Genomic DNA, 24,400 nt, shown 5'->3' on the forward strand with positions numbered 1-24,400 from the left:
GGGGGGGGGATGGCGGGGTCGGGCATCTGCCGCTGGGTAATTTCACAAGGGCCGGGGCAAGGGGGTTGCAAAGCCGCCAATGCTCTGGCCCTTTTGCGTGAAATAGCAAAAGGATCCCCCGATGCGCGCCATGCAAGTCACCGCCTATGACCAGCCCCTGTCCGAGCAAGAGCTGGAAATGCCCGTCCCCGCCGCTGGCGAAGTGTTGATCAAGGTCGATGCCTGCGGGTTGAACTTTGGTGACCTGCTGATGATCAAGGGGACCTATCAGCAAAAGCCGGATCTGCCCTTCACGCTGGGGATGGAGCTTTCGGGCAGCGTCGCCGCCGTGGGGGAGGGCGTGACCGAACTGGCCGTTGGTCAACGTATCTCGGCTTATAGCGGCCTGCTGGGGCTGGCCGAATATGCCGCCATTCCCGCCAATGTCTGCGTGCCGATCCCCGACGATATGCCGGCCGAGGATGCTGCGGCGTTTCTTGTGGCCTATGGCACCAGCCATGTGGCGTTGGACTATAAGGCGCGGCTGCAACCGGGGGAACGTCTGCTGGTGCTGGGGGCATCAGGCGGGGTCGGGCTGACAGCAGTAGAGCTGGGCAAGCTCATGGGGGCAGAGGTCATCGCCTGCGCCCGTGGTGCGGCCAAGCTGGAGATTTGCCGCGCTGCCGGGGCCGACCATCTGATCGATTCGGAAACCGATGACATCCGCGAGGTGGTGAAATCCTTGGGCGGGGCAGATGTGGTCTATGACCCGATCGGCGGCGACCAGTTTAAGGCGGCGCTGCGGGCCTGCAACCCCGAGGCCCGCATCCTGCCGCTTGGGTTTGCCTCGGGCGAGGTGCCGCAGATCCCTGCCAATATCCTGCTGGTCAAGAACATCGACGTGCTGGGTTTTTTCTGGGGCGGGTACAAGAACTTCAAACCGCAGGTGCTGACAGACAGCTTCAAGGTGCTGATCGACTGGTATAGCGCCGGCAAGCTGAAACCCCATGTGAGCCACGTGCTGCCGCTGGATCAAGCGAACGACGCGCTGGACCTGCTGCGCACGCGCAAGGCGACGGGCAAGGTCATCGTACGGGTCAGCTAGGGTCTGCGCATTATCGGCGATTTGGCGACTGTTGAGGTCTTTAGCGGCCCTATCGCAAAAGCTGGGCCCGCGCGTTTGACCTTGGCGTTGCCAATTGATGTGCGCTAGGTTGTCGCAAAGCCATCAACGGAGAGCCCCCATGAAAATGTCAGAGACCCGCCAGATCGCAGCCAGCCCGGCAGAGGTATATGCCGCGCTGCTGGACCCTGACATGCTGATCAAATGCGTCCCCGGCGCAACCGAGGTGACCGGTTCGCCGCAAGAAGGGTTCGAGGCGACAGTGGTGCAGAAGGTCGGCCCCGTCAAAGCCACGTTCAAGGGGCAGGTCACCATGACCGATATGGTGCCCGACCAGTCGATCAAGATCAGCGGCGAAGGCAAAGGCGGTGCTGCGGGCTTTGCCAAGGGTGAGGCGGACGTGACGCTGGCTGCTGTCGATGGCGGGACCGAGCTTTCCTATGACGTCGAGGCCAAGGTCGGCGGCAAGCTTGCGCAGCTTGGCAGCCGGATCATCGACGGGTTTGCCAAAAAGATGGCGGACCAGTTCTTTAACAACCTGCAAGAAACGCTTGAGGGCCCAGCCGAGGATGCGCCGGCGGAAGCGGCAGAGGCAGCGGATGCACCAGCCGAGAAAAAGGGCTGGTTCGGCCGCAGCAAAAGCTGACGGGTAGGGCCTGTTCACTTTGGGATAATCAGTCTAGTTTCCGGCCAACAACACCGGAGACGCCCATGCCTGACATCGTAAAGATCACCGACCTGCGCAAGGCCTATGCAGATGGGTTCGAGGCGCTGAAAGGCGTGTCGCTGAACATCCGAGAGGGCGAAATCCTTGCCCTGCTTGGGCCTAATGGCGCAGGGAAAACGACACTTATTTCAACCATTTGCGGGATCACGACCGGCACAGGCGGCAGCGTCACTGTGGGCGGTTTCGACACGGTAAACGACTACCGTGGTGCGCGGTCGATGATCGGGCTGGTACCGCAAGAGATCAACCTTGAACCCTTTGAAAAAGTCATCAGCACTGTGCGTTTCTCGCGCGGGTTGTTTGGGAAACCCAAGGATGATGCAGCAGTTGAAAAGATCCTGCGGCAGCTATCGCTTTGGGACAAGAAAGACAGCCAGATCCGCGCCCTGTCGGGCGGGATGAAACGTCGTGTCTTGATCGCCAAGGCATTGGCGCATGAGCCCCGCGTCCTGTTCTTGGACGAACCCACCGCCGGCGTCGACGTAGAGCTGCGCCGCGATATGTGGAACATCGTCGCGGACCTGAAGGCCAGCGGCGTGACCATCATCCTCACCACCCACTATATTGAGGAAGCCGAGGCGATTGCCGACCGGATCGGTGTGATCGCCCATGGCGAGCTGCTGCTGGTCGAGGATAAAGACACGTTGATGTCACGCATGGGGAAAAAGCAGTTGGTGGTGCAGCTGACCCAACCGATTGACGCGATCCCCGACAGTCTTGTCTCTGACGCGCTGACCCTGTCCGACGACGGGCACGCGTTGATCTATTCCTATGACACGCGCGCAGAGCGGACGGGCATCACCAAGCTGTTGTCCGATGTGGCGGCTGCGGGGCTTGTGCTGTCTGATCTTGAGACGTCGCAAAGCAGTCTTGAGGATATTTTTGTCGATCTGGTCAAGGAGGACGCGGCATGAACTGGATCGCTGTCAAATCCATCTACACATTTGAAATGGCGCGCTTCTTTCGCACCATCACGCAGAGTCTGATCTCTCCGGTGTTGTCGACATCGCTGTATTTCGTCGTGTTCGGCGCGGCGATCGGCAGCCGCATCCAAGAGGTCGAAGGCATAAGCTATGGCGCGTTTATCGTACCGGGGCTGATCATGCTTAGCGTGATCACGCAATCGATCTCGAACGCGTCCTTTGGCATCTATTTCCCCAAGTTCATCGGCACCGTGTTCGAACTTTTATCCGCGCCGGTTAACTTTATCGAAATTGTCTGCGGCTATGTCGGGGCTGCGGCGACCAAGGCACTGTTTATCGGGGTGATCATCCTGCTCACGGCGTTCTTCTTTGTGGACATCACCATTCAGCATCCGATCTGGATGGTGGCCTTTCTGGTGCTGACCTGCATCAGCTTTTCGCTGATGGGCTTCATCATCGGTATCTGGGCGGGCAACTTTGAACAGTTGCAGCTTGTGCCGCTGTTGATTGTGACGCCTTTGGTCTTCCTTGGGGGATCGTTCTATTCGATCTCTATGCTGCCGCCGGTGTGGCAGGTGATCTCTCACTTTAACCCGGGGGGGTATCTGATCTCGGGCTTCCGCTGGGCCTTCTTCGGATCGGCGGATGTGCCGATTGTGACAAGCCTTTTGGCCATCGCGGGTTTTACGGCCCTGTGTCTTGCGGTGATCGGTTGGATTTTCCGTACCGGCTGGCGGATTAGGCAGTAAGTATCGGGTGCCCTCCTTGTTTGCAGGTATGGTGCACTCTACATGGGAAGGTATGAGAAAATACCTTCCCTTCTTGGCCTCCCGTCCGACGGTTTCCGTGGTGCGACTGTCCGGCGTGATCGGGGGCCGCACCCGTGGTGGCCTGAACGACAGCGGCATTGGCCCCGCCATCGACAAAGCATTCAACCGCGGCAAACCTGCGGCTGTGGTTTTGGAAATCAGCAGTCCCGGCGGTAGCCCGGTGCAATCGTCGTTGATCGGTGCACGCATCCGGCGTCTGGCTGAGGAAAAGAACATCCCTGTCATCGCCTTTGTCGAAGATGTCGCGGCCTCTGGCGGATATTGGCTGGCCGCGGCTGCGGATGAAATCTGTGCCGATCCCAGTTCCGTTCTGGGGTCCATCGGTGTGATCTCGGCGTCTTTTGGTGCGGATGAATTTATCCAACGCCACGGGGTAGAGCGGCGGGTTTATACCGCAGGCCAGTCCAAATCCATGCTCGACCCGTTCCGCCCTGAAAAGCCCGAAGATGTCGCGCGGTTGAAGCAACTGCTGGAGGATATCCACGGAAACTTCATCGATCACGTCACAGCACGCCGCGGGAGCAAGCTTGCGCCTGACACTGACCTGTTCACCGGAGAGGTCTGGCTGGCGAAACGCGCCACCGAGCTGGGGCTGATCGACGGGATTGGCCACCTGCGCCCGATGATCAAGCAACGCTTTGGCGACAAGGTGAAGTTCAACCGCTACGGCACCAAAAAAGGGCTGCTGTCCCGCTTTGGTGCGCAGATCATCGGCGACGCGGTCGACAGTATTGAAGAGCGCGCGGCCTATGCGCGGTTCGGGCTCTGACGCATGGTCTTTAAGATTGTCTTATTGTTTCTGGTCGCCATGGGCACGCTCGCATGGTTTGGAAAGATGCACTGGCTGGGCGGTAAGCGCCTGAGCCAGAAGAAATGTAATAATTGTGGACGCTATCGCATTGGGAAATCTCCCTGCGGATGCGGGGGTAAACGCGGATGATTATGCCTTGGGTTCTAAGTGTTTTGGGGCTGGTGATTTTGTTGCTGGCCGGGGATGCGTTGGTTAAGGGGGCGGTTAACCTGTCCCTGCGCCTCGGCGTGCCCGCTTTGATCGTCAGCCTGACGATTGTGGCGTTCGGGACGTCTGCGCCTGAATTGCTGGTGTCGATCAAGGCGGTGTTGGACGATTCACCGGGGATCGCATTGGGCAATGTCGTGGGGTCGAACACCGCGAACATCCTGCTGGTGCTCGGGGTGCCCGCCTTGCTGGCGACGATGCACACGTCAGAGTGTAGCACGCGCAAGACGTTCAACATGATGATTGCCGCTTCGGTGTTGTTCATCGGGCTGGCGTATCGTGGCGTTTTCGATTTCTGGGCGGGTTTCGTGTTGCTGGGGGCCTTGGCCTATGTGCTGTACGATATGTACCGCGACAGCAAAGAGCATCGCCGCGAATGTAAAAACGCTGCCGCCGCGGACCTGGAAGAGCCCGAAGGGGCCGATCCCGATATGCCGGGCTGGCGCATCGCGGTATTCCTTGTGCTCGGGTTGGTGGGTTTGCCCCTCGGGGCGGGGCTGCTGGTGGATAATGCGTCCATAATCGCGCGCGCCTACGGTGTGAGCGATACGGTCATCGGGCTGACGCTGGTGGCGATCGGAACCTCGATGCCCGAACTCGCCACGACTGTCATGGCTGCGCTGCGTCGTCAGGCTGATGTCGCCTTGGGTAACGTGATCGGGTCCAACCTGTTCAACCTGCTGGGCATTATCGGTATCGCGAGCCTTGTAGGGCCGATCCATGTTGATCCGGAATTCCTGCGGTTCGATCTGTGGGTCATGCTGGGGGCGTCGCTGCTGTTGATCCCCTTTGTGTATCTGGGGCGTGACATCAACCGCATCTGGGGCATCGTTCTATGTGCCGTCTATGCGGGCTATATGGCGGCTGTTCTGATCTAAAAGAGGTGCGGTATGAAACACGCGTTGGTAACCGGCGCCGGAGCCCGCTTGGGGCGTGCGATGGCGCTATATCTCGGGGATCGCGGGTATGACGTTGCGGTGCATTACAACAGCTCGTCCGACGGTGCAGACGAGGTTGTCTCGGAGTTGAAGGCAAAGGGGCGGCAGGCTGTCGCCCTGCAAGCCGATTTGCTGGACGAGACCGCGACGCATGATCTGCTGCCGCGCGCGGCAGGGGCACTTGGCGGGCCGATCACCTGCCTTGTGAACAACGCGTCGATTTTTGAGTACGACAACATTTCTACCGCGACAGAGGAAAGCTGGAACCGCCATATCGGTAGCAACCTGCGGGCACCTTTCATTCTGACGCAGGCCATGGCCGCGCAAGGCCTGGCTCCGGAGACTGACTCACAGGACGAGCCCGTTGCCGTGGGGCTGATCATCAATATGCTGGACCAGCGTGTGCGCAAGCTCACGCCGGAGTTCATGACATATACCATCGGAAAAATGGGGTTGTGGGCGCTGACCCAGACATCTTCCCAAGCACTGGCACCGGCGATACGGGTCAATGCAATCGGTCCGGGGCCGACCCTGAAGGGGGCCAAGCAGACCGACGAACACTTTGCGCGACAGCGGTCCAAGGTGATTCTCGAACGGGGGGCGAATCCCCGCGATATTACCGCTGCATTGGGCTATTTCCTTGATGCGCCGTCGGTCACGGGGCAGTTGATCTGCACTGACGGGGGGCAGCACCTAGGCTGGAAAACCCCCGACGCGCAAGGCCTAGAATAGGCTTTCCACGCAAGTTGTGCACCGCGGTCACATCGGTAACAAAACCGTTACAAAAAGGGGCGTGTTTTCAGTGGGTTGGAAAGTGTTAATAAAAATACCGTCTAAAATCAATGACTTGCATATATGCCTAAAAATTAGGCAAACGCCGGAAGCCCCATTAATACATGGGAAAATCCGCGCTGTTTGAAAGTTATCTGCAAGGTTATCCACAAGAGTCGTGGGTATGTTTAATCTTGTCCTACCGCTAACACTGTTGCAGCCAAAAGGTCCGAACGCTCGAATCAATGTCAGACGCTAACGAAAAACCGAAAACCGGCCATGAGGTGATTCAATCGTACCTGAAAACGATTGATGGCTCTCCTGGTGTGTACCGGATGCTCGATTCGGAAAGCCGTGTCCTTTACGTGGGCAAGGCGCGGAATTTGCGGGCGCGGGTGAGCAACTACGCGCGGCCGTCGAGTCATTCAGGCCGGATCGCGCGGATGATATCAAACACCGCGTCGATGATGTTTCTGACCACGAAGACAGAGACCGAGGCGTTGCTGCTTGAACAGAACCTGATCAAACAGCTCAAGCCGAAATTCAACGTGCTGCTGCGCGATGACAAGAGCTTTCCCAATATTCTGGTCACGGCCACGCATGATTATCCGCAGATCAAAAAGCACCGTGGGGCCAAAAAGGAAAAGGGCAATTACTACGGGCCCTTCGCCAGCGCCGGTGCGGTGAACCGCACGCTGAACCAGCTGCAACGGGTGTTCCTGCTGCGCGATTGCTCTGACGCAATGTTCGAAAGCCGCTCGCGACCCTGTTTGCAGCATCAGATCAAGCGCTGCTCTGCCCCCTGTGTGGGTAAGATCTCGCCCGAGGAATATCGCAAGACGGTGCAGGACGCGGAGAAATTTCTCAACGGTAAGTCCACCGATATTCAGGGCAGGCTGGCGACCGAGATGGCCGAGGCGTCAGAGGCGATGGAGTTTGAACGCGCCGCCGCCCTGCGCGACCGGATCAAGGCGCTGACGCAGGTGCAAACGGCACAGGGGATCAACCCGCAAGGCGTTGCGGAAGCGGATATTATCGCGCTGCACCTGGATCAGGGGCAGGCTTGCGTGCAGGTCTTCTTTATCCGCGCCAATCAGAACTGGGGGAACCGCGACTACTATCCCCGTGTGGGCCCCGATGTGGATGCCGCCGAGGTGCTGGAAGCCTTTATCGGTCAGTTCTATGACACCCGCGAACCACCGCGCCAGTTGATCCTGTCGAACGACATCGAAAGTCCCGATCTGATGGTCGAGGCGCTGTCGGGGAAGCTGGGGCGTAAAGTTGACATCGTGGTCCCCAAACGTGGCGAAAAAGCAGAGCTGGTCGATGGGGCGCTGCGCAACGCGCGCGAATCTCTGGCGCGTAAACTGGCAGAGACAGCGACCCAGACGAACCTTCTTAAAGGTATCGCTGACGCCTTTGATCTGCCTGCACCGCCGCAACGGATCGAGGTCTACGATAACTCCCACATCCAGGGGACGAACGCGGTTGGCGGTATGATTGTCGCCGGCCCCGACGGGATGATGAAAAACCAGTACCGCAAGTTCAACATTCGCGGTGATGAGCTGACGCCGGGGGATGACTTTGGCATGATGAAAGAGGTGCTGACCCGCCGTTTCAAACGGTTGCTCAAGGAAGACCCGGACCGCAAGCTTGGCATGTGGCCTGACCTGTTGTTGATCGACGGTGGTGCAGGGCAGGTGAGTGCTGTGGCGTCCATCATGCGCGAATACGGGGTCGAGGATATTCCGATGGTCGGCGTGGCCAAAGGTGTGGATCGTGATGCGGGCAAAGAGGAATTTTACCGCGTCGGCGAGCGCCCGATGGCCTTGCGGCATAATGATCCGGTTTTGTATTTCATCCAGCGTTTGCGCGACGAAGCCCACCGTTTCGCCATCGGCACCCACCGCGCCAAACGTGCCAAGGCCGTGGGGGCGACGCCCCTTGATGACGTGCCCGGCGTCGGTGCCGCCCGCAAACGCGCGCTGCTGGCCCATTTCGGGTCAGCCAAGGCCGTTGGTCGCGCGAACTTGAGCGACTTGAAGGCCGTCGACGGGGTGTCGGTTGCGTTGGCCGAACGGATTTATGCGTTTTTCCACGAACGTGGATAGCCCGAAATTTCAGCCTTCGGGCACGTGGTGGGGGCAGGACGCTCCGCGGGGAGTTTATTTTGCAAAATGAAGGCGATATCTTGGCACTTTCCCCTGTCGTCTTGCCACTGTAGGGTGACGCTATGAAGTGGAATATCCCCAATATCCTGACGCTCTTGCGTCTTGTCGCGGCCCCGGGTGTGGCTGTGATGTTCTTGTATTTTTCGCGTCCCTATGCGGACGCTTTGGCGATGTTCCTATTCATCGCCGCAGCGGTCACCGATTGGTTTGACGGCTATCTTGCGCGCGCGTGGGGGCAGGAAACCAAGCTGGGGACCATGCTGGACCCGATTGCCGACAAGGCGATGGTGGTGATTGCGCTGATGGTGATCGTCGCGGTTTCAAGCTGGTCGCCATGGCTGGTGCTCCCTGCCACCGTGATCCTGTTTCGCGAAGTCTTTGTTTCGGGCCTGCGGGAGTTTCTGGGGGATGTGTCCGGCACCTTGAAGGTCACGGCGCTGGCCAAGTGGAAGACAACCGCGCAGATGGTCGCGATCGCCGTGTTGTTCGGGCAGGGGCTGTTCGAACATTACTTTGGCATGTCGATTTTCGGCATGGATAATGCCTTGGTCAGCGCCATACTCTCTGGCAAGGAAGAGGACGTTCTAGGGCTCACCTGGAAGTTCCACGGGATGATCTGGGCCGGCCGGGTCGGGTTGGCGCTGCTTTGGGTTGCGGCGGCGCTGACGGCGATCACCGGCTATGATTATCTGCGCAAATCCATGCCCCATCTGGTGGAGCCACGCTGATGAATATCTTGTATTTTGCATGGGTTCGCGAACGTATCGGGCTTCCTCGTGAGAAGGTTGATACGTCGGCCCGCACTGTTCTGGACCTTGTAGAGGAACTGCGCGCGCGCGAAGAGCGCTATGCGGTCGCCTTTTCCGATCTGTCCGGCCTGCGTGTGGCCGTGGATCAGGAACTTGCCGATTTCGATGCCTCGTTAGACGGGGTGCGCGAAGTGGCGTTTTTCCCGCCGATGACAGGGGGCTGAGATGAAGATCTCGGTTCAGGAAGCGGGTTTTGATCTGGGGCAGGAAAGCCAGGATTTCGCTGCCGGTCATCGGGATATGGGCGCCATCGTGACCTTCACCGGCATCGTGCGCGATCTGCCCGATGATCCGTTGCAGGCGATGGAGATTGAACACTACCCCGGCATGACCGAGTCTGCCCTGACCGAGATGGCCGAAACCGCGATGGCGCGGTTTTCGCTGGGGGATGCGCTGGTCATTCACCGCTTCGGCCGACTGCTGCCGGGCGAGATGATCATGATGGTCGCCACCGCTGCGCGCCACCGCAAGGATGCGTTTGAAGCGGCTGAATTCCTGATGGATTACCTGAAGTCGCGCGCACCCTTTTGGAAGCGTGAGATCACTGCCAAAGGGGCGGATTGGGTTGCATCAAAGGCAGAAGACGAAGACGCGCTGGCCCGGTGGTAAGCGGCACCTCGGTCTTTCAGCTGGCCTGTTGACGATCGATATAGGCGCGCATTTCTTCCGCTTCGTGGCGTGCATCGCGCAACCCGTCCATCGCCGCGCGCAGCTCTGCCTCGGTCTGGTTGAGCTGGTTCGTCAGCTCTGCCTCGCGCTGTTGCAGATAGGTGATCGCCTGATCGCGGGNTTCTTCCGCTTCGTGCAATTCCTGGCTCATTCGGTCAAGCTGGGCGACATCGTCGGCCGCCACGCGGGTAAAGCGGTGCAGCAGCCAGTTGGCAAACCATCCAAGGCAGAAGGCGACGAATAGGATAATCGCTGTCGCGATGACAAATTCGGTTCTGCTCATGTTAGTTGCCTTCTTGGGTCTGGTCGGATGGTGTGTCTGTATCGCCTGTATCCGCGCCATTTTCCAGCGCTGTTTCGTCAGAATCTTCCGACGNGCCTTCATTGATCAGCTTAAATTCGATCCGGCGGTTCGCNTCGCGGCCTTCTTCGGTGTCGTTGGAGGCAACGGGCGATTCTTCGCCATAGCCCTTGGCCACGAAGGAGCCNGTGATTACGCGGCGGGCGCGCAGTTCGTTCAGCACCGATTGGGCCCGCGACTGGCTCAGCGCGAGGTTCATTTCCTCGCGGCCCTGGCTGTCGGTATATCCCTGTACCTCAAGTGCTATGTCGCGGCAGTCTTGCAGGATTTCGGCAATTTGATCCATCGTACCAAGCGNCGAGGCGTCAATGGTGGCGCTGCCGGGTTCNAAGTTGATCTTGCCCTTGGCCACAACTTTGCCGATCTCGGCTTCGCATTCCTGCGGGGTGGGCAGGCCCAGAACGGGGTCGAGCTTTTCTTGATAGGCGACTTTGACCTCATAGTCTTTGCCTTCGCCCAGTTTGCCTGCCAACAAGGTTGCGATCTGCGTGCTGGCATCGGGGTTACCGGTGTTGCCCGCGACGCTGACGCTATCGGGGGTCACGATGACCGTGCCGTTGGCGAGCTTGGACAGCGCGTCGAGCGCCGACAACACGCGCGTCGGCCAATCGGCGGGCAGATCATCGACAATCCGCGCGGCGGTATAGACCTTGTCCGAGCCAAAGCTCGCCTTGGCGTAGCTGTCGGCCAATTCGCGCAGCGCGTCGTCTGTCAGACGGCCNCGCAGNTGNACCTGACCTTCGGGCGAGAGCGTGGCGACNAATTCGGGCGGGCCGGCGTCGGGGTCGACGGTTTGGGGCAGGCGGGCATTCANNGCAAAGACGTCAGGCAGGGCGTTTTCCAGCTCNCCGACGACGCGGTCAAAGACGGCGCGTTCGGTGCCTTCGGCGGCGATCAGGCTGATATCGGCATCGGCAAAGCTGACGGAGCCGCCACCGATCTTGGACAGCGCGCCGATGGCTTTNTCCACGGCTTCCGACCANCGCGGGCTTGGCACGCCAAGACCCACCGTGCAGCGTGCCGACCCCGGTGCGCCAGCCGCAACGGCCGCCTTGAGGATCCGGGCGCTGGCCTGTTCGGTATCCGCGCTGCAGGCGTCAAAGCCGGTGCTGTCTTCCTCGATCTGGAAGCGCAGGGTNAAGGGNGTGATCACCGGGCGCGGCGCGGCGATCTCCAGTGTCACCNNCAGCCCGGGAGGGGCCGCACGTTTNAGCTGGTTTTCCAGCCGTGCNTTGGCTTCTGCGCTGTCGGAAATGGCCGTGATCGCCACACGCCCCGCTTCGGCAGAGACTTTGGCACGGGGCAGTTTCTCCATCGCGGAAATGGCGAAACCAAAGGCGTCTTCCCATCCGTCGGGGGCAGGGTAATTCGCTGATTCNAGTAGGTCNGCGACATGATCTTGACCGGCGATNGATTGGAAACGGTCGATGGCCGCATCGCGGTCGGTGGTCGTGGGAATCAGCCCGATNATCGANACGCCGGAATCATTGCGCAAAATCTCGACCGAGAANTTCGGCGCGGCGATTGCGGCCTGCGCGGTCACATCCATCTGGTCAATCACGCGGGCAGCATCGACGATGGTGCCTGCGGTNCTTAGCGCATTGAACCTCGCGACTTCGTCCGGCGCGGTGCCCGACAGGGTGACCTGCAACCCGTCTGCCTGCACTTCGGCCCATGTCATCTCTTTTGCATCAAGCGCATCACGCACGCCGATCTCGGAGTTTTCCTCGATCAGGGTTACCGAAAANTTCGCAGCCACCAATGANACGGTCGCAGCGGCGGTAAAGGTCATCGCGATGATCAGGAGTGCAGATAGGCGCATAAGCTCGTTTCTGAAACCGTTAACGTTGGAGCCTTTGATACGCCCGAGGNGACAGGGGTGCAATCACNCCAGCAGGGCTGCGGCAAAAAACACCAGCGGGATCATGCCGGTATCGCGGTTCACACGAAACAGGCGCANAAGCTTGTCGTTGTCGTTGATGTCNATNCCACGCANCTGCCACGCCATATGCCACCCCATTGCCCAGGGGCCGCCAAGGGCGATGACCATCGCCAGAAAGGATGCGGAATCGCGCAGGGCAAAGATTACCGCCAGCCCCATCAGGCCCACGGTGGCGATCAGGAAGCGCCGCAGCCAATGGCCGGTATTGTCTCCGAACAGGCGGGCTGTGGATTTGACCCCGATCAGGGCGTCATCTTCCTTGTCCTGATGGGCATAGATCGTGTCATAGAACAGCGTCCACGCGATGCCNGCNGCATAGAGCACCACCGCAGGCGCGCCGAGGCTGCCGGTATGGGCGGTCCAGGCCAGCAGCGCGCCCCAGTTAAANGCGATGCCAAGGAAAACCTGCGGCCACCACGTGAAACGTTTGGCAAAAGGGTAAACGGCGACNGGNAGCAGGGCCAGCACACCAAGGGCGATGGCNGCCCCGTTGAAGGTCAGNAAAATGCCAAGCGCGATCAGCATCTGTGCGATCATCCATGCCAGCGCNNCTTTGACGCTGACCTGACCCGAGGGGATGGGNCGTGACCGCGTNCGGGCGACCTTGCCATCGATATGCCGGTCGGTGATGTCGTTCCACGTGCACCCCGCGCCGCGCATCAGCCAGGCACCGGCACCGCAGCCGATGAAGATCCACAGGTCGAACCAGCGCGGTTGCTGGTCAAACAGCATCGCCAGTGTCAGCCCCCACCAGCAGGGCAGCAGCAAAAGCCAGGTGCCAATAGGGCGGTCGGCGCGGCTGAGCCGCAGGTAGGGGCGGGTGAAACGCGGCGCAAAACGGTCGACCCAATTGTCCGCAGGGGCATCGACCACGCGTGTCGCATCATTGCCATCTGGTGTCGGCGAGGTGTCGTACATATATCTGTGCCCATGAACGCGAAAATCAGACTTTATGTAGATCATCCGTTGGGGCAGGGGCAATCCGTTCCTTTGGATAAGGCGCAGGCGCATTATCTCTTTGGCGTGATGCGCCAATCGGTGGGCGCGTCGGTTCTTTTGTTTAATGGCATTGATGGCGAATGGCGCGCCGAGGTCGCCGAGGCGGGNAAACGCGGCGGTGTGCTGGNCTGNGCCGAGCAGACGAAANCGCTGCANATGCCGCCCGACCTGTGGCTGATCTTCGCGCCGATCAAAAAGGCGCGCACGGATTTCATTGTCGAGAAAGCTGCCGAAATGGGNGCGCGGCGCATTGTGCCGGTGCAAAGTGAATTTACCAACGCCGGCCGCGTGCAGCGCGATCGTCTGCAAGCCCACGCGGTCGAGGCAGCGGAGCAATGCGGCGGGACTTTCGTTCCGGAGGTGGCCGATATGGTCCGGCTGGACCGTCTGATCGATCGTTGGGAGCCCGAGCGGTCCTTGATGTTCTGCGACGAGGCGCTGGCGGGCGAGGAAGAGGGGCTCGCATCCGCGCGGCCCGGTCCTTGGGCCATCCTGATTGGGCCTGAGGGCGGGTTTTCGGACAGTGAACGCGCGCGTTTGCGCGGGTTGGACTGGTCGCGCCCCGTCGCCTTGGGGCCGCGCATCTTGCGGGCGGATACGGCAGCAGTGGCGGCCATGACCCTGTGGCAAAAGACATTGGGAGATTGGGCGTGAGTGCGGTTTCCGGCACGCGCGTCGGAGTGGGGGTTTCACACCCCCACGCCCCCGNGGAGTTTATCTGGCAAAATGAAGCCTACAGTAGGAGAGCACGATGAGTTTTCTGCGACCTGAGGCGAAGGCTGAACTGTGGCGTTGGCGCGAGGTTCTGGGTGGAATCGCGGTCGCTTTGATCGGGCTTTGGCTGGTGGCGGGGCCGGGGTTGCTGTTGGCGATACCGGGCTATGCGCTGATCCTNGCGGGGGTGATCTTTGTCTGGATCGGCGGGCAGCGTGTGCGGTTTCGCAAGACCGGACTCGGGGCCGGAGCGGTGCAGGTGGATGAGGGGCAGATCGCCTATTTCGGNCCNCTGACCGGCGGCGTCATCGCCCTACGCGAGATGGAGCGTCTGNGCCTTGAGCGCGGGGCNTATCCGGCGCATTGGAAACTGGAACAGCCTGGACAAAATCCCGTGATGATCCCCGTGGATGCCGCGGGGGCGGACGCGCTTTTTGACGCTTTTGCCGCACTTCCGGGGCTGCGTACCGAAAGAATGTTGGCCGAATTGGCCGATGACAAGACCCTGTCCGTCGTGATTTGGGAGCGGCGTTCGATGCGGCCGGCCTCGACCCTGTTGCATTGACACCCCGTCCAAATCGCACCATCCCTTAGACCACAGAAATTGAACTCGGAGCCACCCCACATGTCTATCCCTCAATCCGGCGGCGGCCCGATCGAAAGTTACGACCAGCTGGTCAACTACCTCGCGGACGGGTGCAAGCCTAAGGAAGATTGGCGCATCGGTACCGAACACGAGAAATTCGGCTACAACAAAGAGACGCTGCTGCCCTTGCCCTATGAAGGCGATTGTTCGATCCGCGCCATGTTGGAAGGGCTGCGCGACGGCCACGGCTGGGATCCTGTGGAAGAGGGCGGCAAGCTGATCGGGTTGGTCAAGGACGGGGCTAATATCTCGCTCGAGCCGGGCGGTCAGTTGGAGCTGTCGGGCGCGCCCGTCGAAACCATCCACGAGACCTGCGACGAGGTGAACACCCACCTGCGCGAAGTGCGCGATGTGGCGGACCGGATCGGCGCGGGGTTCATTGGCTTGGGCGCGGCACCGGAATGGTCCCACGACCAGATGGATCTGATGCCCAAGGGCCGGTACAAGCTGATGAACGAATATATGACCAAGGTCGGCACGATGGGCCGGGTCATGATGCGCCGGACCTGCACGGTGCAGGTGAACCTTGATTTCGGGTCCGAAGCGGACATGGTGCAAAAGCTGCGCGTGGCACTGGCCTTGCAACCTGTCGCGACGGCGCTGTTTGCGAATTCGCCGTTTTTCGAAGGCAAGCCCAACGGCCATAAATCATGGCGCAGCCGCGTGTGGCGTGATCTGGATGCGGCGCGTACGGGCATGTTGCCCTGGGTGTTTGAAGACGGCATGGGCTTTGAACGTTGGGTGGAATATGCGCTCGATGTGCCGATGTATTTTGTCTACCGCGATGGGAAATATATCGATGCCCTGGGGCAGTCCTTCCGCGACTTCCTGAAAGGCAAGCTGCCCGCGCTGCCCGGGGAAATGCCGACGCTGAGCGATTGGGCGGACCACCTGACCACCGCCTTCCCCGAGGCGCGGATCAAGAAATTCATCGAAATGCGCGGTGCCGACGGTGGACCCTGGCGTCGTCTGTGTGCCTTGCCCGCGTTCTGGGTCGGGTTGACCTATGACCAACAGGCGCTGGATGGTGCTTGGGATCTGGTCAAAGGCTGGGACGCGGAAACGCGCGAGGCGCTGCGGGTCGCGGCCTCTGTCGACGGGTTGCAGGCCAAGGTGGGCGGCGTGCGCATGCATGACATCGCGCGCGAAGCCGTGGCCCTGTCCGAACAAGGGCTGAAAGCACGGGCGCGCAGCGGTGCCGGAGGGATGGTCCCGGACGAGACGCATTTCCTGAACGCGCTGAAGGAAAGCATCGAGACCGGCAAGGTCCCTGCCGACGAGCTGCTGGAGGATTACAACGGCAAGTGGCAGGGTGACCTCAGCCGGATCTACGCCGATTATTCTTACTGATCCTCGATGATCAGCCCGCGGACAAAGGCAATGACCTTGGCCGCGGGCATTTCGCAGGGATAAAGGCGTGCGCCGCTGGCAAGCGCATAGAGGTTCAGGCTGATATAGTCCGGACCGCCTAATTCCTCGGCAACCAGTTTCCAGCTTTTACCTGTGTTGAAGGTGCTTTTTGACCAAACATAGCGGCGGGTTTGATATCTGCCGGTGTGGGTGCCGTCGGGCAGCGCGTGGAACGCGTCCAAAAAGCGCGCGCCTACCGTAGCCGTCACAGGGTCAGTCTTTCTTGGCGCCGATCTTGGGTTCGGTGCCCGCGCGGATGCGTTTGATGTTCTCGCGGTGGCGCCAGAACACCAGCAGGGTCAGCAGAATGCCCAGAAACAGGGCGCTGCCGTAGCCCAGGAAGATCATAAAGAAGGTCGATGCTGCGGCGGATGCCAGCCCCCCGATGGACGAGGTGCGGGTGACGGCCATGGCGATCAGCCACGCCAGACAGCAGGCGAGGCCGACGGGCCATGCAAGTGCCAGCAACACACCAAGGAATGTCGCGACGCCCTTGCCGCCCTTGAACCCCAGCCAGACCGGATAGCAATGGCCCAGCATCGCGGCCAATGCGGCAATTTGGGCGGCGTCCTCGCCCGCGAAGAGCCGTGCCAGCAGCACTGCAACGGCCCCTTTGCCCCCATCCAGGATCAGCGTCAGCGCCGCCGCTTTTTTGGAACCAGTGCGCAGCACATTGGTGGCACCGATATTGCCCGACCCGATGCTGCGCAGATCGCCCAGATTCATCGCGCGGGTCAGCACCATGCCAAAGGGGACCGACCCGATCAGATAGGCCGCAACGGCCCAGAACAGGAGCACGAATAGGGAAGAGTCGATCAGGGGCATATTCAGGAGGCCTTATAGATGCAGGTGCCGGAAACGTAAGTTTCCAAGACCTTACCTTGCATGCGCATCCCGTCAAAGGGGGTGTTGCGCGATTTCGACCGCAAAACCTCGCGGTTCATCACGAAAGGCGCGCCATCATCAAACAGCACCAGATCGGCGGGGGCACCGACGGACATCCGCCCCCCGGGCAGCCCCAGACGTTTCGCAGGGTTGAACGACAGCGCACGCCACAATGTGGCAATATCGATCATCTCGGCGTGGACCAGTCGCAAGGCTGCGGGCAGCAGGGTTTCCAATGCGACGGCCCCCGATGCGGCTTCCTCGAACGGGAGCCGTTTGGATTCCTCGTCCTGCGGGGTGTGCATGGAACAGATGATATCGATCAGACCAGAGGCCACGGCCTCTACCACGGCGATGCGATCCTCTTCGTCGCGCAGGGGGGGCTTGAGCTTGAAGAAGGTGCGATAGTCGGCCACATCCAGCGCGTTCAGCGTCAGGTGGTGGATGCCGACCCCGGCGGTGATATCCAGACCGTTCTTCTTTGCACGCTCCAGCGCGGGCAGGGCGCGGGCGGTGGTGATCTGGTCGGCGTGATAGCGGGCACCCGTCATTTCGATCAGGGCGATGTCGCGGTCCAGCCCCATGCGTTCCGCCATGGGCGAGACGGCAGGCAGCCCGCGCAGCGACGCGAATTTACCAGAGGTCACCGCCGCCCCCTTGCTCAGGATGGGTTCCTGCGGGTGAGCGATGACAAGCGCGCCAAGGCTACGGGCATAGGTCAGCGCGCGGGAGAACACTTTGGTATCCGTCACCACGCGATCACAATCGGTAAAGCCCACGGCACCGGCATCCATGAGAAACCCGATCTCTGTCATCTCGCGGCCTTCGCGGCCCTTGGTCAGCGCAGCCATGGGCACGACGTTGACCGGCGCGGCCTCGTTCGCACGGCGGGTGACGAATTCAAGCACTTCGGGGCTGTCGATGGTGGGGTCGGTGTCGGGGCGGGTGACCATTGTCGTGACCCCACCCGCAGCCGCTGCCAGCCCGGCAGAGCGGAAGCTTTCCTTGTGCCGCTCCCCGGGTTCACAGACCTTGACGCCGAGATCGACGATACCGGGGGCCAGGTATTTCCCACGACAATCCACGACCTGCGCATCTCCGGGGATCGGTGCGGTATCGTCCAGTACCGCCGCGATCTTGCCATCCTCGACCCGAAGCGTGCCGCGGGTGACGGTGCCTGCTTCGGGGTCGATCAGCTGCGCGTTGATAAAATGCAGGGTCATGGAGGGGCCTTCGTCGTTAGGAAAACAGGGGTGCCGCGGGGGCGGTCAGAAAGGTCAGGACCCGATCCACACCATCATGCCCGCCACGCCAAAGGCGACAAGCAGGGCAATCATGGCGATACGGCCGGACATCTTGGGATCGGGTTTGGGTTCTTTCACAGCAGCCACCATAGAATAAGACCGATCAGCACGATCACCGCCAAAAGCACGATCATACCGTTGGCGCCGCCCTTGGGCGGGGATTTCGGGGTCATATCCGCGGCACCGGTGTAGGGCTGCGCGGATTCAGCCTCAAGCGGGGTAACGGACATATCGGGCTGCGCCTCGCCATAGGTGCCGATAATCGTCAGTTCGGGGCCAAGGTCCAGCGTCGCTTCCTGCCCGTCAAAGGCCGAGGAGAACAGCAGCAATACATAGCCGTCCAGCGCATCCAGTCGCGCGCGGTCGCGGCTGATCTGTTCACGAGGCACCGCATAGCCATCCCCCAGATAGGAGGCGAGACCTACGCCGGTCAGATCGGACACGGGGAACAGTTCGGCCGCGCCTTCGGGCATAGGGCGGCCCAGCAGATCAGCAATCAGCGCCTCTTTGCTGTCGTTGCGCAGGTCGCGGGCCAATTCGTCAATCGGGCGGTTCACGGCAAACAGGCGGATCTGGCCGATCTCGCCCTTGGGGATTTCGAGTTGTGTCATCGTGTTGCACCTTTGTACGGGGTTACCATCAATGCACTTAATCTGTCGCTGTCTTCGACATATTCAAATCCTAGATGCGCGGCGCGTGCCGGATTGCCCGGCTGTTCATGCCGGATAAAGAAAACCGACGGCGGGCTGGTCGGGCGCAGATCGGGTTTCGTCTCGGCGCCGCGGGGGAAAGCTTTGGCGCGGGTGCCGTCGCGGGTCAGTTTGAAAAACAGGGCGCGGTGGTTGGTCAGCGCATAGCGGGTGCGGCGCAGGTCGGTCAGGCGTTTCATCCCGCGCAGCAACGACAGCGCCACCAGCGCGACGATCACCGCCACCACGACCGATTGCGACACGGGCAGGGTGTTGCCCCGCAGCACAAATGCCCCCGCGACCACGGTGCCAATGGCCCCGACAAAGGGGCCGAACAGCTGAAAATTGCGCAGCGACAGCTTGGGGCGGGGGCGCCCTGTCCAGAGCAGCTCTTCCTCGGGTTCAAGCAGGTCTTGCCAAAAACGATCGCTCATGATGCCGCCTCTATCGCTTGGGCAAGGCGGGCCTTGGTCTCTGCCCGGTTCGGCACCAGCGGCAAGGTGATCCGCTGGCCGTCGGGCAGGCCAAGGCTGATCGACCACAAGGACAGTTTCCCGATCGACCGGATGTCGGTCAACGGCGGGACCAGCGGCTCTGCCGTATCGGGGGAGTTGATGTAGAGCGCACGGTTGGTCAGCCGCCAGACGGTATTGCGGTTGCTGTACCAGATCTGGAATTCCTCAAACACCCACATGTAAAAGACCGCAATCAGGACCGAGGCCAGCAGCCAGGTGATTGGGTCCAGCCAGATGAGCAAGGGCAGCGTGAACAACATGGTCAGCACCGCCAGCGCCACGCACCGCCAAAAGAACGCCCGCGGCGAGATACGCCAGTGTAGCAGGTCCTGTTCTTCGGGCGGGGTTGCGGTCATGCGGTGGCCTTGCGGCTGTCGACAAGGTTGCGCGCCAGCAGGTCCATCGCGGCCATGCGCACGGCGACGCCCATCTCTACCTGATCCTGAATGACGCTGCGGTTGATGTCATCGGCGAGCGTTCCGTCGATCTCTACCCCGCGGTTCATCGGACCGGGGTGCATCACGATGGCATCGGGCTTGGCATGGGCCAGTTTTTCGGCGTCCAGCCCATATCTGTGATAATACTCGCGTTCGCTGGGGATAAAGCCGCCATCCATGCGTTCTTTTTGCAAGCGGAGCATCATCACAACATCAACGTCTTTCAACCCTTCTTCCATATCATCGAAGACTTCGACGCCGAATTCACCGATTTGCGCTGGCATCAGCGTCGGCGGCGCGATAAGGCGGATGCGGTTCTCCATCTTGCCAAGCAGCATGATGTTGGACCGTGCCACGCGACTATGGGCAATGTCGCCGCAGATGGCGATGGACAGGCGATGCAAGCGGCCCTTGGCGCGGCGGATCGTAAGCGCGTCCAGCAGTGCTTGCGTAGGGTGTTCATGCCGCCCGTCGCCCGCATTGAGCACCGCGCAGTTCACCTTCTGTGCCAGAAGATCGACGGCACCGGATTGTGGATGGCGGACCACCAGCAGATCGGGGTGCATGGCGTTCAGCGTCATCGCCGTATCAATCAGGGTTTCGCCTTTTTTGATCGAGGACGCCTGCATCGCCATATTCATCACATCCGCCCCCAACCGCTTGCCCGCGATCTCGAAGCTCGCCTGCGTCCGGGTGGAGTTTTCGAAGAACATATTGATCTGTGTCAGCCCGCTTAGTCCGTCGCTGTGTTTATGGGGCTGGCGGTTCAGATCGGCATAGCTGTCGGCCAGATCAAGCAGGGTGGTGATGTCGTCCTGGGACAGGTGTTCAATGCCCAGAAGATGGCGGTGTGCGAAACTCATGACGGGGGACCCCACGTTATTTTTGGCGTTATAGGCGGCGGCGCAGGGCGGGGCAAGTCGTCGGGCGGGGGCATCCGGCCGTGGGGGCCGCGTTGGATTTAAGACCATTTGGAAGTTGGCATTTTTATTGCCGACACCAGCGCGTAAGTTGGGCGCATGGAATCAGTGGATTATCATCAGGCGCTTGCGCTTTTGCATTGGCAGATCGAACTTGGCGCGACCGAGGCGATTTGCGATGCGCCGGTGAACCGCTACGAGGTGCCCGCCGCGGTCGAGAAGCCGAAGGCGCAAAAGGGCAAGANCGGACCGGTGCCTTTGGCCGCCNAAGGGCCGGACGTGGTGGCAGAGGCGACACAGGCCGCGGCANGGGCTGCGACGCTGGATGAATTGCGTGCCGCCATGGCCGCCTTCGAGCATTGCGAGCTGAAACGCGGCGCGCGCAAAATGGTTTTCTCGGACGGGACGCCGGGGGCACGGGTGATGATCGTGGGCGAGGCACCNGGGCGGGACGAAGACCGCGAGGGCCGGCCCTTTGTCGGGCGTGCCGGCGTGTTGCTGGACAAGATGCTCGCGGCCATCGACATGGGGCGNCATCATCAGACGTCGCCTGTCTATATNACCAATGTCTTGCCCTGGCGGCCGCCGCAGAACCGCGATCCGAAGCCGGATGAAATCGCGATGATGAAGCCGTTTCTGGCGCGGCATATCGCTTTGGCCAAGCCCGANGTNTTGGTCATCGTTGGCAATTGGTCCGCGCAGGCATTGCTGGGCAAACGNGGCATCACCCGCTTGCGCGGTCAGTGGACGCAANCCGAGGGGTTGCCCGCGTTGCCCATGTTCCACCCCGCCTATCTGCTGCGCAGCCCCGAGTTCAAACGCGAGGCCTGGGCCGATTTACTCTCACTGAAAGCGAAATTGACGCATGGTTGATCCCCTCACATTGCTGGCCTTTGTGCCCGCCGCCCTGGCGCTGAACCTGACACCGGGNGCGGATATGATGTTTTGTCTGGGGCAGGGCATGCGCTTTGGTCCGCGCGCCTCGGTTGCGGCCAGTGCGGGGGTCGCCCTTGGCGGTATGGTGCATGTGACCTTGGCGGGGCTTGGCCTTGGTGCGGTGGTGGCGGCCCTGCCGTGGGCGTTTGATGTGATCCGCTGGATCGGGGTTGGCTATCTTTTGTGGCTGGCCGTNCAGACNTGGCGTAGCAGCGGCGCGGCCGCAACACCCGTACCCGCCCCGAAATCCGCGTTTCGCAGCGGTTTGATCGTGAACCTGACAAACCCCAAGGTGATCCTTTTCGTGCTGGCCTTTGTCCCGCAGTTCGTCGTGCCAGAAGCGGGGCCNGTTCTGCTGCAGTTTNTGATGCTGGGGTCGGTNNTGTCGNTTGGCGGGTTGATCATCAACGCCTTGGTCGGTGTGTTTGCCAGTGGCCTNGGCCGCCGGATGGTNGGGGNCGGGCAGGCGCTGCGCTGGATCAGCAGCGGTATTTTCGTGGCCCTCGCCGCACGCCTTGCAGTATTGGAGCGGACATGAGCCGGATTGACGANACGATTGACTTTATNCCCGTGCGCATCGCGGTGCTGACAGTATCCGATACCCGGGGTTTGGCCGAAGACAGGTCAGGCGATGTCTTGGTCGCGCGCATCGCCGAAGCGGGGCATTTCCTCGCGGCACGCAGCATCATCCGCGATGAGCGGGGCGAGATTGCCGACCAGTTGCGCGACTGGTGTGCCGACCCTGAGATTGACGTGGTGATCAGCACGGGGGGCACAGGGCTGACGGGGCGCGATGTNACNGTCGAGGCACATCGCGATGTCTACGAGAAAGAGATCNATGCATTCGGCACCGTGTTCACGATCGTATCCATGCANAAGATCGGCACCTCGGCGGTGCAAAGCCGGGCCACNGCNGGCGTCGCCCAGGGGACGTATCTNTTCGCGCTGCCCGGGTCTCCGGGGGCGTGCAAGGATGCGTGGGACGAGATTNTGATCAAGCAGCTCGANTANCGGCACAAGCCCTGCAACTTCGTTGAGATCATGCCGCGTCTGGATGAACACCAGCGCCGGAAATAGCNGCTGGGGCGATGAATTTANCCCAANTCCNCCGCNCTGCTTTGCGATGCGCNTGATAAGCCGTGCGNGGCTGTCACAACTGTGATTTTGTTCTGCAGGCCNGCGGGGTAAGCTGGCACGGACGAAATAGGATCGGGGCAAGATGCGTTTTCTACGGCAAAGCATGATCGGGTTGTTTCTGGCAGCGGCGACATTGGGGTTTCTGGTGCTTGCGGCGGACCTCATTGGCGGGGCGGTCCAGCAGCGTCTGACCGACACGCCGCCCGAGCGCCCCCCGCGCGAGCGGGTCTTCTCGGTCAATGTGGTGCGTGCGCAGTCTGGGACCGAAGTGCCGNTNCTGCAAAGTTTTGGCGCGGTGCAAAGCCGCCGCACGCTAGAGCTGCGTGCGGCCGTNGGCGGGCGCGTGGTCGAGCTGGCACCGGACTTCGAAGAGGGCGGGCAGGTCACAGCGGGTCAGGTTCTGGTGCGTCTTGACCGGTCGGATGCTTTGGCCGAGGTCGCGCGGGCGCAAAGTGCCGTACGCGATGCAGAGGCTGAGGGGCGCGATGCGGACCGCGCGCTGGCGTTGGGACTGGACGAGCTTGCCGCCGCCAAAGAGCAGGCCGCGCTGCGCACCCGCGCGTTTGACCGCCAGCGTGATCTGGGCGAACGCGGTGTCGGCACCGCGACGGCGACNGAAACGGCNGAGCTTGCTGCCTCAAGCGCGCGACAGGCCGTTCTTGCNCGTCGACAGGTGGTGACCCAGACAGAAGCGCGCGTGGATAACGCGGTGCGCTTGTTGTCCAACGCTCAAATCGCGTTGGAGGATGCGCAGCGCGCGNNAAAGGAAACCACGATCACCGCGCCGTTCGATGGGGCGCTGAGCGAAACCTCGGTCGTCGAGGGGCGCTTGGTNTCCGCGAACGAGAGGCTGGCAGAGCTGATCGCGCCNGATGATCTTGAGATTTCCTTNCGCATCTCGACCGCGCAATACGCNCGCCTGCTGGATGCGCAGGGCCGGTTGATCAAGGCAGAGATCACCGCGCGCCTTGATGTCGCGGGCGTGGATCTTGAGGCTCGCGGCCAGATCACCCGCGCGGGGGCCGCTGCGGGCGAGGGGGCCAGCGGGCGCCTGATCTTTGCCTCGTTGACGCAGGCNCCGGGNTTCAAACCGGGGGATTTCGCGACGGTACATGTGCGTGAACCTGCGCTGGACGATGTGATCCGCCTGCCAAGCTCNGCNCTTGATGCCACGGGAGCGGTNTTGGTGNTGGATGCGGAGAACCGATTGGAAAGCATTCAGGTCTCTGTTCTGCGCCGCGTGGGCGACGACGTGTTGGTCCGTGGTCCGGTCGAAGGTCGCGACGTGGTCGAGGCGCGGTCGCCCCTGCTGGGGGCCGGTATCGCGGTAAAGCCGTTGCGTCCGGGGGCGGATGAGACCGCGCAGGNAGATGTCCCCAGCATGATCGCCCTGACAGANGAGCGTCGNGCAAAGCTTGTGGCCTTTATCGAGGGGAATAGCCGCATGCCCCAAGAGGCGAAGGCGCGCGTGCTGGCNCAGCTGGCCGAGCCGCAGGTGCCGGCGCGCATGATCGAACGCCTTGAAAGCCGGATGGGAGGCTAGGGAG

The 24,400-nt window shown here is 61.2% G+C and carries 28 protein-coding genes; 18 read left to right on the forward strand and 10 right to left on the reverse strand.

Annotated elements, in window-relative coordinates:
• Positions 1–121 precede the first annotated feature (121 nt).
• The 11 genes from CBB63_RS04810 to CBB63_RS04860 all read left to right on the forward strand — a co-directional run bounded on the left by CBB63_RS04810 (position 122) and on the right by CBB63_RS04860 (position 9,898).
• Positions 122–1,084: an NADPH:quinone oxidoreductase family protein gene (locus CBB63_RS04810; protein WP_286698339.1), complete on the forward strand. Its 963-nt coding sequence runs from the start codon at positions 122–124 to the stop codon at positions 1,082–1,084.
• Positions 1,085–1,223: 139 nt separating this feature from the next.
• On the forward strand, positions 1,224–1,748 hold the full coding sequence (locus CBB63_RS04815) for an SRPBCC family protein (RefSeq protein ID WP_009825262.1): 525 nt from the start codon (positions 1,224–1,226) through the stop codon (positions 1,746–1,748).
• A gap of 65 nt (positions 1,749–1,813) precedes the next feature.
• Positions 1,814–2,743 carry an ABC transporter ATP-binding protein gene (locus tag CBB63_RS04820; protein WP_009825261.1) on the forward strand — a complete coding sequence of 310 codons (930 nt, stop codon included), beginning with the start codon at positions 1,814–1,816 and terminating at the stop codon, positions 2,741–2,743.
• Positions 2,740–3,501, forward strand: coding sequence for an ABC transporter permease (locus tag CBB63_RS04825; protein WP_286698340.1), 762 nt, complete (start codon positions 2,740–2,742; stop codon positions 3,499–3,501). The genes CBB63_RS04820 and CBB63_RS04825 overlap by 4 nt, the downstream gene beginning before the upstream one ends.
• 52 nt (positions 3,502–3,553) lie before the next feature.
• Positions 3,554–4,351, forward strand: coding sequence for a S49 family peptidase (locus CBB63_RS04830; RefSeq protein ID WP_286698341.1), 798 nt, complete (start codon positions 3,554–3,556; stop codon positions 4,349–4,351).
• Between the two features lie 173 nt (positions 4,352–4,524).
• Positions 4,525–5,478 carry a calcium/sodium antiporter gene (locus tag CBB63_RS04835; protein WP_037953883.1) on the forward strand — a complete coding sequence of 318 codons (954 nt, stop codon included), beginning with the start codon at positions 4,525–4,527 and terminating at the stop codon, positions 5,476–5,478.
• A gap of 12 nt (positions 5,479–5,490) precedes the next feature.
• Complete coding sequence (locus CBB63_RS04840; protein ID WP_286698342.1) at positions 5,491–6,270, forward strand: SDR family oxidoreductase; 780 nt, start codon at positions 5,491–5,493, stop codon at positions 6,268–6,270.
• Between the two features lie 284 nt (positions 6,271–6,554).
• Positions 6,555–8,420, forward strand: coding sequence for an excinuclease ABC subunit UvrC (uvrC, locus tag CBB63_RS04845; RefSeq protein WP_286698343.1), 1,866 nt, complete (start codon positions 6,555–6,557; stop codon positions 8,418–8,420).
• 122 nt (positions 8,421–8,542) lie between these two features.
• Positions 8,543–9,208 (forward strand): CDP-diacylglycerol--glycerol-3-phosphate 3-phosphatidyltransferase, encoded by a 666-nt coding sequence (gene pgsA, locus CBB63_RS04850; RefSeq protein WP_286698344.1) that lies wholly within the window; start codon positions 8,543–8,545, stop codon positions 9,206–9,208.
• Positions 9,208–9,453, forward strand: a complete 246-nt coding sequence (moaD, locus tag CBB63_RS04855; protein ID WP_286698345.1) for a molybdopterin converting factor subunit 1 — start codon at positions 9,208–9,210, stop codon at positions 9,451–9,453. Before pgsA ends, moaD begins: the two co-directional genes overlap by 1 nt.
• 1 nt (position 9,454) lies before the next feature.
• Positions 9,455–9,898 carry a molybdenum cofactor biosynthesis protein MoaE gene (locus tag CBB63_RS04860; RefSeq protein ID WP_009825254.1) on the forward strand — a complete coding sequence of 148 codons (444 nt, stop codon included), beginning with the start codon at positions 9,455–9,457 and terminating at the stop codon, positions 9,896–9,898.
• A gap of 16 nt (positions 9,899–9,914) precedes the next feature.
• Here CBB63_RS04860 and CBB63_RS04865 read toward each other — a convergent pair whose 3' ends face one another.
• The 3 genes from CBB63_RS04865 to ubiA form a co-directional block, all read right to left on the reverse strand.
• Entirely contained in the window at positions 9,915–10,241 is a 327-nt protein-coding gene (locus CBB63_RS04865) for a hypothetical protein (protein ID WP_286698346.1), read from the reverse strand.
• A 1-nt stretch (position 10,242) separates the two neighbouring features.
• The gene (locus tag CBB63_RS04870; RefSeq protein ID WP_286698347.1) at positions 10,243–12,141 is read right to left on the reverse strand and encodes an OmpA family protein; all 1,899 of its coding nucleotides are present in this window, start codon (positions 12,139–12,141) and stop codon (positions 10,243–10,245) included.
• Between the two features lie 63 nt (positions 12,142–12,204).
• Complete coding sequence (ubiA, locus tag CBB63_RS04875) at positions 12,205–13,179, reverse strand: 4-hydroxybenzoate octaprenyltransferase (RefSeq protein ID WP_286698348.1); 975 nt, start codon at positions 13,177–13,179, stop codon at positions 12,205–12,207.
• 12 nt (positions 13,180–13,191) lie between these two features.
• Here ubiA and CBB63_RS04880 point away from each other — a divergent pair, with 12 nt between their 5' ends.
• The 3 genes from CBB63_RS04880 to CBB63_RS04890 all read left to right on the forward strand — a co-directional run bounded on the left by CBB63_RS04880 (position 13,192) and on the right by CBB63_RS04890 (position 15,970).
• Positions 13,192–13,914, forward strand: a complete 723-nt coding sequence (locus CBB63_RS04880) for a 16S rRNA (uracil(1498)-N(3))-methyltransferase (RefSeq protein ID WP_286698349.1) — start codon at positions 13,192–13,194, stop codon at positions 13,912–13,914.
• Between the two features lie 97 nt (positions 13,915–14,011).
• Positions 14,012–14,539, forward strand: coding sequence for a hypothetical protein (locus tag CBB63_RS04885; protein WP_286698350.1), 528 nt, complete (start codon positions 14,012–14,014; stop codon positions 14,537–14,539).
• 60 nt (positions 14,540–14,599) lie between these two features.
• Entirely contained in the window at positions 14,600–15,970 is a 1,371-nt protein-coding gene (locus CBB63_RS04890) for a glutamate--cysteine ligase (RefSeq protein ID WP_286698351.1), read from the forward strand.
• Here the strand turns inward: CBB63_RS04890 and CBB63_RS04895 are convergent.
• From CBB63_RS04895 to CBB63_RS04925, 7 genes are all read right to left on the reverse strand, one after another.
• Positions 15,964–16,239 (reverse strand): hypothetical protein, encoded by a 276-nt coding sequence (locus CBB63_RS04895; protein WP_037953881.1) that lies wholly within the window; start codon positions 16,237–16,239, stop codon positions 15,964–15,966. The genes CBB63_RS04890 and CBB63_RS04895 overlap by 7 nt on opposite strands.
• Before the next feature lie 4 nt (positions 16,240–16,243).
• Positions 16,244–16,855 (reverse strand): glycerol-3-phosphate 1-O-acyltransferase PlsY, encoded by a 612-nt coding sequence (gene plsY, locus CBB63_RS04900; protein ID WP_005849669.1) that lies wholly within the window; start codon positions 16,853–16,855, stop codon positions 16,244–16,246.
• Between the two features lie 2 nt (positions 16,856–16,857).
• A complete protein-coding gene (pyrC, locus tag CBB63_RS04905; RefSeq protein WP_009825247.1) occupies positions 16,858–18,138 on the reverse strand; it encodes a dihydroorotase in 1,281 nt (426 codons plus the stop codon).
• A 155-nt stretch (positions 18,139–18,293) separates the two neighbouring features.
• Positions 18,294–18,830, reverse strand: coding sequence for a hypothetical protein (locus tag CBB63_RS04910; RefSeq protein WP_286698352.1), 537 nt, complete (start codon positions 18,828–18,830; stop codon positions 18,294–18,296).
• Entirely contained in the window at positions 18,827–19,342 is a 516-nt protein-coding gene (locus tag CBB63_RS04915) for a hypothetical protein (protein WP_286698353.1), read from the reverse strand. Before CBB63_RS04915 ends, CBB63_RS04910 begins: the two co-directional genes overlap by 4 nt.
• Positions 19,339–19,779 carry a hypothetical protein gene (locus CBB63_RS04920; RefSeq protein ID WP_286698354.1) on the reverse strand — a complete coding sequence of 147 codons (441 nt, stop codon included), beginning with the start codon at positions 19,777–19,779 and terminating at the stop codon, positions 19,339–19,341. Before CBB63_RS04920 ends, CBB63_RS04915 begins: the two co-directional genes overlap by 4 nt.
• The gene (locus CBB63_RS04925) at positions 19,776–20,723 is read right to left on the reverse strand and encodes an aspartate carbamoyltransferase catalytic subunit (protein WP_286698355.1); all 948 of its coding nucleotides are present in this window, start codon (positions 20,721–20,723) and stop codon (positions 19,776–19,778) included. Before CBB63_RS04925 ends, CBB63_RS04920 begins: the two co-directional genes overlap by 4 nt.
• A gap of 156 nt (positions 20,724–20,879) precedes the next feature.
• Between CBB63_RS04925 and CBB63_RS04930 the strand changes: the two genes are divergently transcribed.
• The 4 genes from CBB63_RS04930 (at position 20,880) to CBB63_RS04945 (ending at position 24,396) form a co-directional block, all read left to right on the forward strand.
• The gene (locus CBB63_RS04930; RefSeq protein ID WP_286698356.1) at positions 20,880–21,653 is read left to right on the forward strand and encodes a uracil-DNA glycosylase; all 774 of its coding nucleotides are present in this window, start codon (positions 20,880–20,882) and stop codon (positions 21,651–21,653) included.
• Positions 21,646–22,254 (forward strand): LysE family translocator, encoded by a 609-nt coding sequence (locus CBB63_RS04935; protein WP_286698357.1) that lies wholly within the window; start codon positions 21,646–21,648, stop codon positions 22,252–22,254. Before CBB63_RS04930 ends, CBB63_RS04935 begins: the two co-directional genes overlap by 8 nt.
• Complete coding sequence (gene moaB / locus CBB63_RS04940) at positions 22,251–22,793, forward strand: molybdenum cofactor biosynthesis protein B (protein WP_286698358.1); 543 nt, start codon at positions 22,251–22,253, stop codon at positions 22,791–22,793. The genes CBB63_RS04935 and moaB overlap by 4 nt, the downstream gene beginning before the upstream one ends.
• Before the next feature lie 142 nt (positions 22,794–22,935).
• Positions 22,936–24,396, forward strand: a complete 1,461-nt coding sequence (locus CBB63_RS04945; RefSeq protein ID WP_286698359.1) for an efflux RND transporter periplasmic adaptor subunit — start codon at positions 22,936–22,938, stop codon at positions 24,394–24,396.
• Positions 24,397–24,400 lie beyond the last annotated feature (4 nt).

It is taken from the genome of Sulfitobacter sp. TMED3, from assembly GCF_002167505.1.
Taxonomy (GTDB): Bacteria; Pseudomonadota; Alphaproteobacteria; order Rhodobacterales; family Rhodobacteraceae; genus Sulfitobacter; species Sulfitobacter pontiacus.

Coding starts and splice junctions, on each gene's coding strand:
- pyrC (WP_009825247.1), bottom strand. CDS start 18,138: ATGACCCTGCATTTTATCAACGCGCAGCTGATCGACCCCGAAGCAGGC.
- CBB63_RS04915 (WP_286698353.1), bottom strand. CDS start 19,342: ATGAGCGATCGTTTTTGGCAAGACCTGCTTGAACCCGAGGAAGAGCTG.
- CBB63_RS04825 (WP_286698340.1), top strand. CDS start 2,740: ATGAACTGGATCGCTGTCAAATCCATCTACACATTTGAAATGGCGCGC.
- moaD (WP_286698345.1), top strand. CDS start 9,208: ATGAATATCTTGTATTTTGCATGGGTTCGCGAACGTATCGGGCTTCCT.
- CBB63_RS04820 (WP_009825261.1), top strand. CDS start 1,814: ATGCCTGACATCGTAAAGATCACCGACCTGCGCAAGGCCTATGCAGAT.
- uvrC (WP_286698343.1), top strand. CDS start 6,555: ATGTCAGACGCTAACGAAAAACCGAAAACCGGCCATGAGGTGATTCAA.
- CBB63_RS04830 (WP_286698341.1), top strand. CDS start 3,554: ATGAGAAAATACCTTCCCTTCTTGGCCTCCCGTCCGACGGTTTCCGTG.
- CBB63_RS04840 (WP_286698342.1), top strand. CDS start 5,491: ATGAAACACGCGTTGGTAACCGGCGCCGGAGCCCGCTTGGGGCGTGCG.
- CBB63_RS04815 (WP_009825262.1), top strand. CDS start 1,224: ATGAAAATGTCAGAGACCCGCCAGATCGCAGCCAGCCCGGCAGAGGTA.
- CBB63_RS04810 (WP_286698339.1), top strand. CDS start 122: ATGCGCGCCATGCAAGTCACCGCCTATGACCAGCCCCTGTCCGAGCAA.
- plsY (WP_005849669.1), bottom strand. CDS start 16,855: ATGCCCCTGATCGACTCTTCCCTATTCGTGCTCCTGTTCTGGGCCGTT.
- pgsA (WP_286698344.1), top strand. CDS start 8,543: ATGAAGTGGAATATCCCCAATATCCTGACGCTCTTGCGTCTTGTCGCG.
- CBB63_RS04835 (WP_037953883.1), top strand. CDS start 4,525: ATGCCTTGGGTTCTAAGTGTTTTGGGGCTGGTGATTTTGTTGCTGGCC.
- CBB63_RS04920 (WP_286698354.1), bottom strand. CDS start 19,779: ATGACCGCAACCCCGCCCGAAGAACAGGACCTGCTACACTGGCGTATC.
- CBB63_RS04925 (WP_286698355.1), bottom strand. CDS start 20,723: ATGAGTTTCGCACACCGCCATCTTCTGGGCATTGAACACCTGTCCCAG.
- CBB63_RS04890 (WP_286698351.1), top strand. CDS start 14,600: ATGTCTATCCCTCAATCCGGCGGCGGCCCGATCGAAAGTTACGACCAG.
- CBB63_RS04860 (WP_009825254.1), top strand. CDS start 9,455: ATGAAGATCTCGGTTCAGGAAGCGGGTTTTGATCTGGGGCAGGAAAGC.
- CBB63_RS04910 (WP_286698352.1), bottom strand. CDS start 18,830: ATGACACAACTCGAAATCCCCAAGGGCGAGATCGGCCAGATCCGCCTG.